Origin of the sequence: Microbacterium sp. NPDC007973 (assembly GCF_042958465.1) — a bacterium.
In the GTDB taxonomy this organism is placed as follows: domain Bacteria; phylum Actinomycetota; class Actinomycetes; order Actinomycetales; family Microbacteriaceae; genus Microbacterium; species Microbacterium galbum.
The window spans coordinates 583126-596377 of the sequence record NZ_JBIBJJ010000002.1 but is presented as its reverse complement, the minus strand read 5'-3'; the positions used below and the strand labels follow the sequence as shown (position 1 = coordinate 596377).

12 protein-coding genes are annotated in these 13252 nt (G+C 72.2%); 4 read left to right on the top strand and 8 right to left on the bottom strand.

Annotated features, from left to right (window positions below):
• Nucleotides 1-132: 132 nt before the first annotated feature.
• The 8 genes from ACFZA2_RS07950 to ACFZA2_RS07915 all read right to left on the bottom strand — a co-directional run bounded on the left by ACFZA2_RS07950 (nt 133) and on the right by ACFZA2_RS07915 (nt 10142).
• The gene (locus ACFZA2_RS07950) at nt 133-1416 is read right to left on the bottom strand and encodes an allantoate amidohydrolase (RefSeq protein WP_391402926.1); all 1284 of its coding nucleotides are present in this window, start codon (nt 1414-1416) and stop codon (nt 133-135) included.
• Nucleotides 1417-1459: 43 nt separating this feature from the next.
• A complete protein-coding gene (locus ACFZA2_RS07945) occupies nt 1460-2692 on the bottom strand; it encodes a pyridoxal-phosphate-dependent aminotransferase family protein (RefSeq protein WP_391402923.1) in 1233 nt (410 codons plus the stop codon).
• Nucleotides 2693-2927: 235 nt separating this feature from the next.
• The gene (locus ACFZA2_RS07940; protein WP_391402920.1) at nt 2928-4598 is read right to left on the bottom strand and encodes an AtzH-like domain-containing protein; all 1671 of its coding nucleotides are present in this window, start codon (nt 4596-4598) and stop codon (nt 2928-2930) included.
• 23 nt (nt 4599-4621) lie between these two features.
• On the bottom strand, nt 4622-4807 hold the full coding sequence (locus ACFZA2_RS07935; protein WP_391402918.1) for a hypothetical protein: 186 nt from the start codon (nt 4805-4807) through the stop codon (nt 4622-4624).
• Nucleotides 4804-5985 (bottom strand): acetamidase/formamidase family protein, encoded by a 1182-nt coding sequence (locus tag ACFZA2_RS07930; protein ID WP_391403415.1) that lies wholly within the window; start codon nt 5983-5985, stop codon nt 4804-4806. Before ACFZA2_RS07930 ends, ACFZA2_RS07935 begins: the two co-directional genes overlap by 4 nt.
• Before the next feature lie 89 nt (nt 5986-6074).
• Entirely contained in the window at nt 6075-7409 is a 1335-nt protein-coding gene (gene allB, locus ACFZA2_RS07925) for an allantoinase AllB (RefSeq protein ID WP_391402916.1), read from the bottom strand.
• 10 nt (nt 7410-7419) lie between these two features.
• On the bottom strand, nt 7420-8457 hold the full coding sequence (locus tag ACFZA2_RS07920) for an aspartate/glutamate racemase family protein (RefSeq protein ID WP_391402915.1): 1038 nt from the start codon (nt 8455-8457) through the stop codon (nt 7420-7422).
• Nucleotides 8454-10142 carry an NCS1 family nucleobase:cation symporter-1 gene (locus ACFZA2_RS07915; RefSeq protein ID WP_391402912.1) on the bottom strand — a complete coding sequence of 563 codons (1689 nt, stop codon included), beginning with the start codon at nt 10140-10142 and terminating at the stop codon, nt 8454-8456. The genes ACFZA2_RS07920 and ACFZA2_RS07915 overlap by 4 nt, the downstream gene beginning before the upstream one ends.
• 161 nt (nt 10143-10303) lie before the next feature.
• Between ACFZA2_RS07915 and ACFZA2_RS07910 the strand changes: the two genes are divergently transcribed.
• The 4 genes from ACFZA2_RS07910 (at nt 10304) to hpxO (ending at nt 13226) form a co-directional block, all read left to right on the top strand.
• Nucleotides 10304-10924, top strand: a complete 621-nt coding sequence (locus tag ACFZA2_RS07910; protein WP_391402909.1) for a helix-turn-helix domain-containing protein — start codon at nt 10304-10306, stop codon at nt 10922-10924.
• A 214-nt stretch (nt 10925-11138) separates the two neighbouring features.
• Nucleotides 11139-11666 (top strand): 2-oxo-4-hydroxy-4-carboxy-5-ureidoimidazoline decarboxylase, encoded by a 528-nt coding sequence (gene uraD / locus ACFZA2_RS07905; RefSeq protein ID WP_391402906.1) that lies wholly within the window; start codon nt 11139-11141, stop codon nt 11664-11666.
• A gap of 46 nt (nt 11667-11712) precedes the next feature.
• A complete protein-coding gene (gene uraH / locus ACFZA2_RS07900) occupies nt 11713-12033 on the top strand; it encodes a hydroxyisourate hydrolase (protein ID WP_391402903.1) in 321 nt (106 codons plus the stop codon).
• Nucleotides 12034-12041: 8 nt separating this feature from the next.
• Nucleotides 12042-13226: an FAD-dependent urate hydroxylase HpxO gene (gene hpxO / locus ACFZA2_RS07895; RefSeq protein WP_391402900.1), complete on the top strand. Its 1185-nt coding sequence runs from the start codon at nt 12042-12044 to the stop codon at nt 13224-13226.
• Nucleotides 13227-13252 lie beyond the last annotated feature (26 nt).

Below are 13252 nucleotides of genomic sequence, written 5' to 3'. Positions count from 1 at the left end.
GCACCACTTCCGTCGCCCCACCGGCTACCGCACCCGCACACACGGTGCCCGGGGCCACTTCTGTCGCCCCTCCGGCTGCCGCACCCGCGCACACCGCGCCCCGGAGCCATGGCCGGCGCCCGGGAACACCCCTCAGCGCACCTCCGCCCCGAGGTGCAGCACCGCCTCGGCGAGCGCCCGGAGTCCGGCCGCGACGTCGGCCCCGGTGACCGCCTCATCGGGGTGGTGGCTGATGCCGTCGGGGTTGCGCAGGAACAGCATTCCGACCCCGGTGATCGCGCCGATCGACATGGCGTCGTGACCGGCGCGACTGAAGAGGGTCGAGGCATCGGCCCCGATACCCGCGCGGACGACGTCTTGCAGCAGCGGTGCGCAGAACACCGCGGGAGCGCTGTGCACCTCTCGGGCGCGCCACCGCAGGCCCCGACGTCCCATGATCGCGTCGAGCTCGCTCGAGATCTCCGCCCACGTGTGATCGCGCGTGTCGTCGAACTCCCCGCGCAGGTCGAGGGAGAAGTGCGCCTCCCCGGGCACGACGTTCACGGCGCCCGGGAAGGCCTCGAGCTGCCCGACCGTTCCGATGATGTGATGCTCGCCCCGGCAGATGCGTTCGACCGCGAGGGCGGCCTCGCTCGCCCCGAGCAGAGCGTCGCGCCGCATGTCGTAGGGCGTGCCGCCTGCGTGCCGGGCCTCGCCCTCGACGACGAGCTGGAACCTTCGGGCCGAGGCGATCGACGACACCGCGGCGAGCGCCTGCCCGCTGCGGTGCAGCTCGGGTCCCTGTTCGATGTGCGCCTCGAGGTAGGCGACGAGCTCGTCGGGTCGCCGCGCGGCCTCGCCCACGCGGCCCGGGTCGAGCCCGAAGTCGCGGAACGCTTCGCGCAGCGTGATGCCGTCGGCATCGGCGAGGTCCCACCACGCGGCCTCCCATTGCCCGGCGACCGCTGACGAGCCCAGTAGGGCCTTGCCGAAGCGCGTCCCCTCTTCGTCGCTGAAAGCGATGACCTCGAGGGCGAAGGGGAAGGGACTGGATGCCGCACCGTCATCGTCGACACGGCGCAGAAGCCGCACGACCTCGAGCGCCATCAGCACCCCGACGATGCCGTCGAAGCGTCCGGCGTCCGGGACGGTGTCCAGGTGCGACCCGAGCAGGAGAGCGGGGGCGTCGGGGGATCCCGCGGGGGCGAGGCGCCCCACCTGATTGCCGGCGGCGTCCTGGTGAGTCGTCATGCCGAGCTCGCGCATCCACTCCGCCGCGAGGCGGTTGACGCGCGCATGCTCGGGCGAGAGGTAGACGCGCGTGATGCTCCCGGGCGTCGCCGTGACCCGCGCGAGCTCCTCGCACCGGCCCATCACGCGGCGCGATGCCGCCGCGATACGTTCGGGGGCGACCTGCAGGCGTGTGGCGGCGGTCATGCGCAGCATCCCGTCGACGTCTCACGTTGGGTGACGCTGCGCATCACGCGCCCGCCCCCGCGTACACGCCCTGCGCCGCCTCGACACCTCCACCTGCCGACACCGTCGCCCCGTGACGGCGCAGCACCGCCTCGAGGGCGGCCAGCGTCGTCAGCACGGCGTCTTTCCGAGCGTTGTACCCCATCGTCCCGATACGCCAGACGCGTCCGTGCAACGGACCGAACGAGGTGCCGATCTCGATGCCGAAATCGCTCAGCAGCTCGCTCCGCACGGCGTCTCCGACCACGGCATCCGGGATCTCGACCGCGACGACGTTCGTCATCTTGTGCGCGACGTCGCCGAAGACGGTGAGCCCGAGCCCCTCGACACCCGCGAGCATGGCGTCGCCGTGCAGCCGGTGTCGCGCGATGACCTCGTCGCGACCCTCGAGCAGCAGCACGCGCGCGCACTCCCGCGCGCCGTAGAGCATGGTGGTCGCCTCGGTGTGGTGGTTGAGGCGGCGCGGTCCCCAGTAGTCGAGGATCATCGCGAGGTCGAAGTAGTTCGAGCGGATGAAGTCGGATGCCACGGCATCGCCCTCCTCGCGGATGCCGGCCTCGACGCGGGCACGCGAGCGGACGACCTCGACCGCGCGCGCGGACAGGCTGATCGGCGCCGATCCGGAGGGGCCGCCGAGGCATTTCTGCAGGCCCGCGGTCGCGGCATCCAGGCCCCAGGCATCCATCTCGAACGGGTTGCCGCCGAGCGAGGCCGTGGCGTCGGTATAGAAGAGGGCGCCGTGCGCACGGCAGATCTCGCCGATCTCGTCGAGCGGCTGGAGCATCGTGGTGGAGGTGTCGCCCTGCACGCACGCCACGAGGTGCGGCTGCACCCGCTCGATCGCCTCGCGGATCGTCGACACCGGGAACACCTGCCCCCACGGCACCTCGATCGTGTGCACCTCGGCGAGGGCGCGCTCGGCGATCTCGGCGAGCAGGTGCCCGAAGCGTCCAAAGACGGGCACCAGCACGCGGTCGCCGGGGCGGATGAGCGAGACCATCGCCGCCTCGATACCGGCACGGCTCGTGCCGTCGATGAGCAGCGTCGCGTCGTTGGCGGTGCCCCAGACCCGCCGATAGAGGTCCTGCGTCTCGGTCATCGTCGCCGTCATGAACGGGTCGTACTGCCCGACGAGCGGTGCGCCCATCGCGCGCAGCACGCTCGGGTACGCCGAGATGGGGCCGGGGCCCATGAGCAGGCGGGCGGGCGGGTCGATCGGGCCGGGGAGGTGGGTCATCGGGACTCCATGGTGCGGGCGGGGCGGGGGCAGGCGGGCAGGTGCGACGCGGGGCGGGCTGCGACGCGGACCGGCACGGGGTGAGCGGTGCCGCGGGTCGGCACGACTCCGGCAATCCGGGCGATCGAGGCCCGGGATGCCGCCGGACGGCGGATCTGCAGGAGTTGTGTCGGCGCAGAGCGAGGCGTCGCCGGAACGGGACAGGGTGCCGAACGGGTCGGGGACGGCCGGCGGCTCATCGCCCGTCCCCCGCACCGACCAGCGCGGCCAGCCGACGGGCGAGACGGACCAGCGCGATGTCGGTGCCGGCGCGCGACACCAGGCACACGCCCACCGGCGCACCCCCGACCGTCAGGAGCGGCACCGAGATCGCGGGCAGGCCCGCCGCCGCCGCGGGGGCGGTCATGCGCAGGGTCGCCGCGCGGACGGCATCTACGTCGGCGGTGCGCAACGGCGCGGGGCCGGGGACGGCCGGGAAGATCAGCACGGCGCCGTCGACGAGCTCCGCCAGGTGCGCGGCGATCGGTTCGAGGTCGGCGCGGGCGCGGGACTCCTCGGCAGCGGTGATCTGCGATGCGGCGCGGAAGCGCTCGGCCACCGCCTCCCCCACGGCCCCGGGGTGCGCGCGCAGCCACTCGCCGTCGTTGCGCCAGGCCTCGGCGCCTTGCACGGTGCGGAACGCGGTGAAGGCGGCATCCACCTCGCCCGTGTGCACGGCGCGGAACGACGGCGGATCGTCGGATGACGCGAGCGCCGCCAGCAGACGCGAGAAGGCCTCGCGCGTGTCGGGGTCGGCGCAGTCGAGGATCTCCTCCGGCACGAGGAAGCGCCACGGCAGGTCATCGCCCGAGGCTCCGTAGACGCTCTCGGTCGAGGCCGAGCCGTCGTAGCTGAGGCACCAGTCGGCCACGCGCTGCAGCGTATCGCCGTCGCGGGTGAGCCAGCCGATCGTGTCGAACGACTGCGCGAGGGGCAGCATGCCCTGGCGCGGGACGAGGTCGTGGGTCGTTCTCAGCCCCCACAGACCCTGGTAGGACGCGGGCACGCGGATGGAACCGGCCGTGTCGGTCGCGAGGCCGACGTCGGCGTGGCCCAGGGCGACGGCCGATGCCGGACCACTCGAGGACCCGCCGGGGAGGGCCCCGACGACAGCGCCGTTGGGCGGGGTGCCGTAGTGCACGTTGTCGCCCGCGATCGAGTAGGCGAACTCGTCGGTGCGCGCGATGCCGCGCAGCGAGGCACCCCCTCTCAGCAGATCCGCGACGGCGGGGGCCGTGGCCTTCTCGGGGCGTGCCTCTTCGAGATAGGCGGGATTGCCGGCCCCGATGCGGAAGCCCGCGATCGCGAACAGGTCTTTCACCGCGACCGTGAGGCCCGCCAGCGGTCCCTCCCACGCGCCCTGCAGGAACGGGTCGCCGACGCTGCGCCAGATCGTGCGGTCGAGCGCGGGAGTCCGCGGGGTGACGTGGGCGGCCGTGATGAGCCATCGCCCGTCGATGCGCTGCCAGATTTGCGTCTGCAGACCGCGCCCACCGCCTCGGAACGCCGAGACCGAGACGAGAAGGGCCACATCGCCGTCGGCGCTGCCTGCCGGGGTGCCCGGGGCGCCGGCATCGTCACGGACGTCGTTGGAGGCGGCGGGTGCGGCCCGGCGTCCCGAGGAGAGAGGGCGGTAGTGGATCGCGGCGATCTCGCGCGGCGGAACGCCGCCGCGCAGAGCCCGGAAACCGCTGATCGCGTCGTGCCCGACCAGCAGACCCGCGGTGTCGCCTCGGAGGGTCTGCGTCCCAGGCGCGAAGAAGGCGTCGAGAGCGTCGAGGTCGTTCGCGACGATCGCGCTCTCGTAGGCGTCGAAGGCTGCGCGCAGGTCGTCCGGCATCGCCGCGTCGTCTGCGGGAACGGCCACGGCCGGTCCCTGTTCGGCATCCGTCACGAGCGTCGCCCGCCTTTCTGCTGCGTCGGGTGTCCGCGGAAGACCGACAGCCGGGAGTTCCGGTCGGGACTCCCGGACACGCGATTCGCGGGCGGCAGCGGAGCGGCTGCGTCGGCCGCCGACTCGACGCACACGTCAGCCGCTTCGGCGCGGGCCAGGGCTGCGGCCAGGATCGGGCTCACGCGACGCCTCCCTCGTGAGCGGATGCGAGCGGCATGGGCTCCACGGACGGGATCTCGGCGAAATCCGCCTCGCGGATCCGCGCGTGCACGCCCGAGACGATGTCGACCACCTGCGAGATGTCGAAGTCGGTGGCGGCGCTCAGGTAGGCGTAGGCGAGGTGCTCGTCCATGCCCCACCGTCCCCCGATGAGCGTCAGCGATGCACGGACGCACGCGCGCATCGCGGCGTCGAGGTCGGGGTCCATCCCGGTCGGCACGAGGTATTCGGGCGTTCGCACGAGCGGGCCGGTCACCTCGCCGAACGCCGCGCGGGCGGCATCCTCGGGGATCACTTCGAAGCGTAGCGTCGCGCGCAACGAGGCCTCGAGCGCGGTCAGCGCGACCTCGCCGTCGCCCTGGGCGAAGTGGGGATCGCCGACATACGCGAGGGCCCCGTCGACCTGCACCGGCAGGAACAGCGTGGTGCCCTCGACGAGAAGGTTGATGTCGATGTTGCCGCCGTGCATGCCCGGCGGCACCGAGTGCGGTCGCTCGTCGGCCGCGACGGCCACGCCCATCGTGCCGAGGAACGGGGCGAGCGGGAAAGCGACGATCGGGTCGCCGCCCTCGACGATCGGCAGGGTGCCGTGCAGCACGCCCTCGCGCTCGGCGACGGCGGCGAAGACGCTGACGTTGCGCTCGCCGCGCGGCAGCTCGCCCACCAGCGCCCCCTTGCCGTGGCGGTTCGAGATCACGCCGTACGGGACGCGCGGGGTCAGGGTCTCGACGGTGATCTTCAACAGATCGCCGGGGCGGGCCCCGCGCACGTGCACGGGCCCCACCACGACGTGCGGTCCGTCGGCGAAGGGATCCCGAGCGACGGATGCCGCGATCTCGATCGCGTCGTCGAGCACGTGATCGGCGGGCACGCCGTGGGCCGCGAAGAAGGCGAGGGGGTCTTTGCCCTGGTCGTCGAGGATGCCCTCGTGACTGACGGTGTCGAACGTCACGCTCTCGCCCGAGCCGATCTCGAGCGCGGGCGCATCGGCCGTGCACGGAAGGCGCCCCCACATCACGGCGGCGGGTGTGGCGGGAAGGTAGTGGTCGCCGGGGATCGAACCGACGCCCGGCTGGAGGATGGGGACGGGTGTCGACGTGCGGGCGTGAGAGCCGGTCCCTTCGACGGGCTCAGGGACCACCGCTCCGGCGGGGGTCCCGGTCCCTTCGACGGGCTCAGGGACCTCCGTTCCGGCGGAGGCGACGGGCTCGGGGGCCTCGGGCGCGGGAGTCACGCCTGCACCGCCGCGGCCTCGCGCAGGAGCTCGCGCCCCTCCCGCTCGCTGACGGGCGCCCCTCGGCGATAGACCGACGAACCGCGCACCCAGGTCTCGCGTACGACGCCGGTCAGCGTCTTGCCGTGCCACGGCGACACCGGATTGCGGTACTCGAGACTCGCCGCGTCGACCACGACCTGCTCGTCGGGGGCGAAGGCCACGAGGTGCGCCGGAGCGCCGGGCTCGATCACTCCGAGGCCTGCGAGACCGGCGATGCGCGCGGGCCCCGTGGTCATGAGCGGCAGGAGGGTCTCGAACGCGAGTCCCCGCTCGCGCGCGGTCGTGTGGATGGCCGGGAGGCCGGTCTGCAGCCCCGCGATGCCACCCCAGGCGAGGCCGAAGTCGGGGTTGCTCTTCAGCTCGACCGTCGCGGGCGAGTGATCGCTCACGATGGCGTCGATCGTCCCGTCGACGACTCCGGCCCACAGGAGATCGCGGTTGCCCCCGCCGCGGATGGGCGGGCAGCACTTGAACGCCCCCGCGCCGTCGGGCACCTCCTCGGCATCGAGCGTGAGGTAGTGCGGGCACGTCTCGACCGTGAGGCGCACGCCCTCGGCCTTGGCCGCCCGCACCGCGTCGAGCGCGCCGCCGTCGGAGACGTGGACGATGTGCGCGCGGGCGCCCGTTCGGCGGGCGGCACCGATCACGCGCTCGATCGCCGCGCGCTCGCTCAGGGGCGGGCGGCTGACCTCGAAGTCTCGGTACCGGGGTCCGAGCGCGCCGTGCGCGGGCAGATGAGCGGGGTCTTCGGCGTGCACGATGAGGAGGCCGTCGAAGACCGCGAGCTCCGCGAGGCACAGCTCGAGCTGTGCGGCGTCGAGGTGGCCGAACTCGTCGATGCCGCTCGGCGAGAGGAAGCACTTGAAACCGACGACGCCGGCGTCGGAGAGGGCGCGCAACGACCCGAGGTTCTCGGGCACCGCGCCGCCCCAGTAGGCCACGTCGACGGCGAGCTTGCCGCGCGCGGCCGCTCGCTTGGCATCCAGCGCCTCCACCGAGGTCGTCACGGGGACGCTGTTCAGCGGCATGTCGACCACCGTCGTGACCCCGCCCGCTGCCGCGGCCGCCGTTCCCGTCGCGAAGCCCTCCCACTCGGTGCGGCCGGGCTCGTCGAAGTGCACGTGCGAGTCGACCAGGCCCGGCAGCAGAGTCGCGTCCTGCGGGAGGACCGTGTCGGCGGTGGCGTCGAAGGACTCGATCGCCGCGATGTGACCGTCGTCGATCACGAGGGTGGCGGGCGCGAAGGCGCCGTCGAGGAAGACCCGACGCGCGGCGATCCGTGTGCTCATGCCGTTCACGCTAAGCGCCCTGCGTTTCACGAATGTAACCGTCATCAACATCTGTGGGAACACCCGGAAGCGCGCCACCTGGGGAGGAGTCGCGCCGGCGTCCGGAGCCCCCGCGCGGGACGTCGCAGCCGGATGCCGCCGGTGGCCCCGGGGCGTGCACAGTGGCCCCGGGGTCACCCGCGAACGCCGCACCCCCGACACCCGGCACGACCGACGCCCCGGGGCCACCCACGAACGCCGCGCCCCCCACACCCGGCGCAACCGACGCCCCGGAGCCACCCGCGAACGCCGCCTCCCAACGCTCCGGCCCCACCGTCACCGCGAAGCCGCTCCCCGCGCGCACCGGCTCGCGAACCGGCGGCGTCGCATACTCGTCGCGCTTGCTCGTCCCCAAGCCCATCCGCACCATCCCGGATGCCATCCCCACCGCCGCCGCCACCCCGTCGACGACCGGTACCCCGACGCGGGCCGTGAGCTCGGCGCACAGATCCGCCATTCCCGCGCAGCCGAGCACGATCACGTCGGCGCCGGAGGCCGCGGCATCCGCGCTGTAGCGGGCGATGGTCTCCACCGCCACGGAGCCCGTGTCCTCGAGATCGAGCACCGGGATGCCGGTGGCCGCGAGCGAGGCGCAGGCACGATCCATGCCGTACCGCGCGACGAGGTCGCGAGCCCGGCCGAGGGTGCGGCTCAGCGTCGTCACGACGCCGAAGTGCCGCCCCGACACCGCCGCCAGATGCATGGCTGCTTCGGCGATCCCGATCACGGGCACCTCGACCAGCTCGCGCGCCGCGTCGAGCCCCGGATCGCCGAAGCACGCGATCACATAGGCGTCCGCCGGGTCGACGCCGTCGCGATCGGCCACGATCAGCTCCACGACCGCTGCCGCCGCCGCGATCTCGTCGACGTGGCTCTCGATGGCCGGCGCACCGGTCGCCGGGCATACGGCGTCGATGACCACGTCGGGCCCCGCCACCCCCCGAGCGGCATCCGCGATCTTCGCGGTCATCGCCCGGGAGGTGTTGGGGTTCAGGAGCAGGATCCTCACGCGAGCGCCTCACGCCCACCGGCGACGCCCGGCGCCCGCAGCGACGACGGCGCGCCCGAGGGGGCGTCGGTGGCATCCGCAGCCGTCCGCGCGAGCACGAGGGCCTCGGCCTCGGCGGGGGCCTCGACGGCATCCGTCGTCCCGTCGGAGATCCCCTCGGTCTCGCCGTCGAAGGTCGGGACGCGGGGATCGAGCCGCTCGAAGAGGAGGAAGAGCACCAGGCCCAGCGCGCAACCGATGAACCAGCTGTAGTCGCTGACCGCCGAGACGTCGAACATCCCCAGGTCGGCGAAGAGCTTCGGGAAGATCGCGATCGCCACCGTCGGCACGCCCGCGGCGATGACGGCCTTCACCGCGTTCGGGTTGAATCCGTTGCGGTACCAGTAGGGGCCCGCGGCATCCATCGTGAACATCGCGTCGACGTTCACGCGCTGACGCGCCGCGAAGTAGTAGCCGGCGATCAGGATGCCGAAGAGCGGGCCGATCAGCGCACCCAGCACGCCGAGCGAGTAGTGGATGGCGTCGCTGTTGGAGTACCAGTTCCAGGGCATGAGGAACGTGGAGCCGACCGCCGCGATCATGCCGCCCGCGCGCCACGAGATCTTCTTCGGGGCGACGTTGGAGAAATCGAACGCGGGGGAGATGAAGTTGGCGACGATGTTGATGCCGACCGTGGCGGTGACGAAGGTGAGTCCGCCCAGCAGGATCGCGAACGGGGTGTCGATGCGCTCGACGGTCGCGATCGGGTCGGTGATGAGGTCGCCGAACACGGGCACCGTGGCCGAGGCGGTGATGACAGTGAGGAGCGAGAAGAAGAGGAAGTTGATCGGCAGGCCCCAGAAGTTGCCCTTCTTCACCGCGGCGAAGCTCTTGCCGTAGCGGGCGAAGTCACCGAAGTTGAGCATCGGGCCCGAGAAGTACGACACGACCAGCGCGATCGCGGCGAACATCACCGGGATCGAGGCCCAGAAGTCGAGCTGGGTGGTCGAGAGGGTGAACGAGATGTTCTCGATGCCGGCCTGCGACACGAGGTAGACGGCGAGCACGATCATCACCAGGTAGACCGCCGGACCCGCCCAGTCGATGAAGCGGCGGATGACCTCCATGCCGTTCCAGAACAGCAGGAACTGCGCGGTCCACAGGATCGCGTACGAGATCCAGCCGAGCGCCGACAGGCCCGCGAACGACACGTCGAGCAGGGCCGCCGAACCCGGGATGAACTTCAGGAACACGATGTTCAGCGACTCGGCCGCGAGGAACGTCTGCACCCCGTACCAGGCGATCGCGATGAGACCGCGGATGATCGCGGGGATGTTCGCACCCCGGATGCCGAACACGACGCGGTTGATCACCGGGTAGGGGACGCCGGTCTTCTGGCTCGGCTTGGCGACGAGGTTCGCGAACACCTGCACGATGACGATTCCGGCGATCAGCGCCACGAGCACCTGCCACGACTGCAGGCCGAGGGCGAAGAGCGAGCCGGCGGTGACGTAGCCGCCGACGGAGTGCACGTCGCTCATCCAGAACGCGAAGATGTTGTAGCTCGACCACTTCTGCTTCCGCAGCGGAGCGAGGTCCTCATTGGCGAGCCGGTCGTCGTAGTGCGGCTTCATGTTGCCGCCCCCGTGGGGGTGGCCGGCGGCCTCCACGAGATCGTGGGGGCCGGTGAGCGGGGTGGATGTCATGTCATTCCTCTCAGGACGGATGGATGCCACGACGTGGAGTCCGCGGCCGGAGTGGAGCTCTGATGTGAAGTTATGGGTTCACGCGACCGCAGCGGTTTCGCTCATGTAACGAGCTTGTGAAGTCGATCCTTCACACTCGGCGGCTGCCTAGACTCGGGGGCATGACGCAGCCGCCCCTCGCCGACGCCGTCGATCACGACGCGACGGCCGAGCCGTCGGCATCCGTCGGGGCGCGCATCCGCGACCTCCGTCAGGCCCGCGGCATCTCGGCCCGCGCGCTCGCGAAGACACTCGGCATCTCCCCCAGCGCCGTCTCGCAGATCGAGCGCGGAGTGATGCAGCCGAGCGTCTCGCGGCTCATCGCCATCACCGACGCCCTCGGCGTGCCGCTCGTCGCGGCGTTCGATCCGGCATCCGACCGACCCGTCGAGCCCGTCGGGCCGTCGGGCTTCACCCTGCAGCGCGCGGGGCAATCGCCCGACATCGTGCTCGACAGCGGCGTCTCGTTCCGTCGCCTGACCCCGGGCTCCTCCCCCGGCGTCGACTACTTCGAGTCGATCTACCCGCCCGGAGCCTCCGCGCACGGCGCCGACGGCCTCTTCCACCACGAGGGATACGAGGTCGGCACCGTCGTCGCGGGCGAGCTCACCATCGACTTCGAGGCCGAGCGCGTCATCCTGCGCGCCGGCGACGCGATCAGCTATCCCTGTTCGGTCCCCCACCGTCTGCACAACACCGGCGGGACGGATGCCGTGGCGCACTGGCTGATCGTGCACGCCTGACGCGCGGGATCGTCACCGGCGGTTCCCGCCGCGCACCCGCCACGTCATGAGAACAGGCGCCGGCACGAGAACAGGCCGGAATCCGCCGAATGGGCCTGTTCCGGCGGCATCCCCTGTTCTCGTGACGCCGCACACGCCCGAAATGTTCCCCACAGCAACATCGCCGACACATCGCGCCACAGCCCCGTAACGCGGCCCGCCTAGCCTGGCCCGCATGCTCCTGCGCCACTTCCACGCCCTCGACGACGCGGAGGCCTCGGCCGTGGTCCGCGTGTGGGCCGACGTCCCCGGATGGGTCGACGCCATCGTCGACGGCCGGCCGTACGCCGACCTCGACGCCCTCGCGGCCTACGCCGGGGACCTCGCGTCGGCGTGGTCGCCCGACGACCTCGCCACCGCCCTGCACGCGCACCCCCGCATCGGCGCGAAGGTGTCGGGCGAGGGGGCCGAGGCCGCGGCATCCCGTCGCGAGCAGGGATCCATGGCATCCGCCGCCGACGACGACGTGGCGGCCATCGCCGCCGGCAACGCCGCGTACGAGGAGCGGTTCGGCCGTGTCTTCCTCATCCGCGCCGCCGGACGCACGCCGGGCGAGATGCGCGCCGAGCTCGAGCGTCGGCTGACGAACGACCCGGCGGCCGAGACGATCGAGGCGACGCGACAGCTCGCCGAGATCGCCCTGCTGCGCCTGCGAACCACGTTCGCCGCCGACGCGCCCGCCGAGCCGGAGGACGCGGAGTGACCCGCAGCGCCGTCACCCCCGCACGAGCCGCCCGAGGAGTCTTGCGATGACGCACCTGACCACCCACATCCTGGATGCCACGACCGGCACCCCCGCGGCCGGCGTCACCGTCACGCTGGCCCACCTCGACGGCGCGACGATCGACTCCGCGACCACCGACACCGACGGTCGCCTCGCCCTCGGCCCCGACCGGCTCGACGACGGCGACTACGCGTTGACGTTCGGTACGGGGGCCTACTTCCGCGGGCGCGGCGTCGCGTCGTTCCACCCCGTGGCGGTGGTCGCGTTCACCGTCGCCGGTGAGGCTCATCTGCACGTGCCGTTGCTGCTGAGCCCGTTCGCCTACTCGACCTACCGCGGCAGCTGAGGAGAGTCATGAAGGTCATCGTCATCGGCGCGGGAGTCGGCGGAACCTCGGCCGCCCTCGCCCTGCAGAAGCTCGGCCACGAGGTCGTCGTCTACGACCGCATGCGCGAGAACCGCCCGGTCGGCGCCGCCCTGTCGCTGTGGTCGAACGGCGTGAAGGTGCTCAACTGGCTCGGCCTCGCTCCGCAGGTCGCCGCCCTCGGCGGGCGGATGGACGACATGGCGTACTACGACGGCCACACCGGCGACGAGCTCTGTCGCTTCAGCCTCGCCCCCGTGACCGCGCAGACGGGACAGCGCCCCTATCCCGTCGCCCGCGCCGACCTGCAGGCCCTGATGATGGATGCCGTCGGCCCGGCGAACATCCGCCTCGGGATGCAGCTGGTCGCCGTGGCCGACGACGGCGAGACCGTCACCGCGACTTTCGCCGACGGGTCGACCGACACCGCCGACCTGCTCATCGGCGCCGACGGGGCGCGCTCGATCGTGCGCGATTACGTCACGGAGCCCACCGGCATCCGTCCGGAGCGGTCCTACTCCGGATACGTCAACTACAACGGTCTGGTGGCCGCGGACGAGCGCATCGGACCGCTCGACCAGTGGACGACGTACGTGGGCGACGGGAAACGGTGCGCGGTGATGCCCGTCGCGGGCGACCGCTTCTACTTCTTCGTCGACGTGCCGGGGCCCGCGGGGGTGCTCGAGGACCGCATGGCCGCGCTCGAGGACGCGTTCGGCGCGTGGGGCGCCCCCGGTGTACGGGCCCTGCTCGACGGCATCGACCCCGACGAGTCGCTCAACCGCGTGGAGATCTGGGACATCGACCCCTTCGACACCTGGGTGCGCGGGAGGGTCGCGATCCTCGGCGACGCCGCGCACAACACCGCGCCCGACATCGGCCAGGGCGCCTGCTCGGCCCTGGAGGACAGCTTCGCCCTCGGCATCGTCTTCGCCACCTCGACCCTGGGCGTCGAGGACTCGCTGAAGCGCTATGAGCGCATCCGCACCGAGCGCGCGGGCGACCTCGTGCTGCGCGCCCGGAAGCGGGCGTTCGAGACGCACGCCTTCGACGTCGACGCGACGCAGGCCTGGTACGAGGGCCTGCGCCGCGAGGACGGGACGGGTGTCATCCGGGGGATCGTCGGCAACATCGAGGGCAGCCCGGTGGAGCTGGGCGCGAGCGTCCTGGGCTGAAGGCGCCGATACCGGACGACCGTCGC

Excerpts from the sequence above, each read along its gene's own strand:
- uraH (WP_391402903.1), top strand. The coding sequence starts at position 11,713 with ATGACGCACCTGACCACCCACATCCTGGATGCCACGACCGGCACCCCC.
- allB (WP_391402916.1), bottom strand. The coding sequence starts at position 7,409 with ATGAGCACACGGATCGCCGCGCGTCGGGTCTTCCTCGACGGCGCCTTC.
- ACFZA2_RS07950 (WP_391402926.1), bottom strand. The coding sequence starts at position 1,416 with ATGACCGCCGCCACACGCCTGCAGGTCGCCCCCGAACGTATCGCGGCG.
- hpxO (WP_391402900.1), top strand. The coding sequence starts at position 12,042 with ATGAAGGTCATCGTCATCGGCGCGGGAGTCGGCGGAACCTCGGCCGCC.
- uraD (WP_391402906.1), top strand. The coding sequence starts at position 11,139 with ATGCTCCTGCGCCACTTCCACGCCCTCGACGACGCGGAGGCCTCGGCC.
- ACFZA2_RS07945 (WP_391402923.1), bottom strand. The coding sequence starts at position 2,692 with ATGACCCACCTCCCCGGCCCGATCGACCCGCCCGCCCGCCTGCTCATG.
- ACFZA2_RS07910 (WP_391402909.1), top strand. The coding sequence starts at position 10,304 with ATGACGCAGCCGCCCCTCGCCGACGCCGTCGATCACGACGCGACGGCC.
- ACFZA2_RS07915 (WP_391402912.1), bottom strand. The coding sequence starts at position 10,142 with ATGACATCCACCCCGCTCACCGGCCCCCACGATCTCGTGGAGGCCGCC.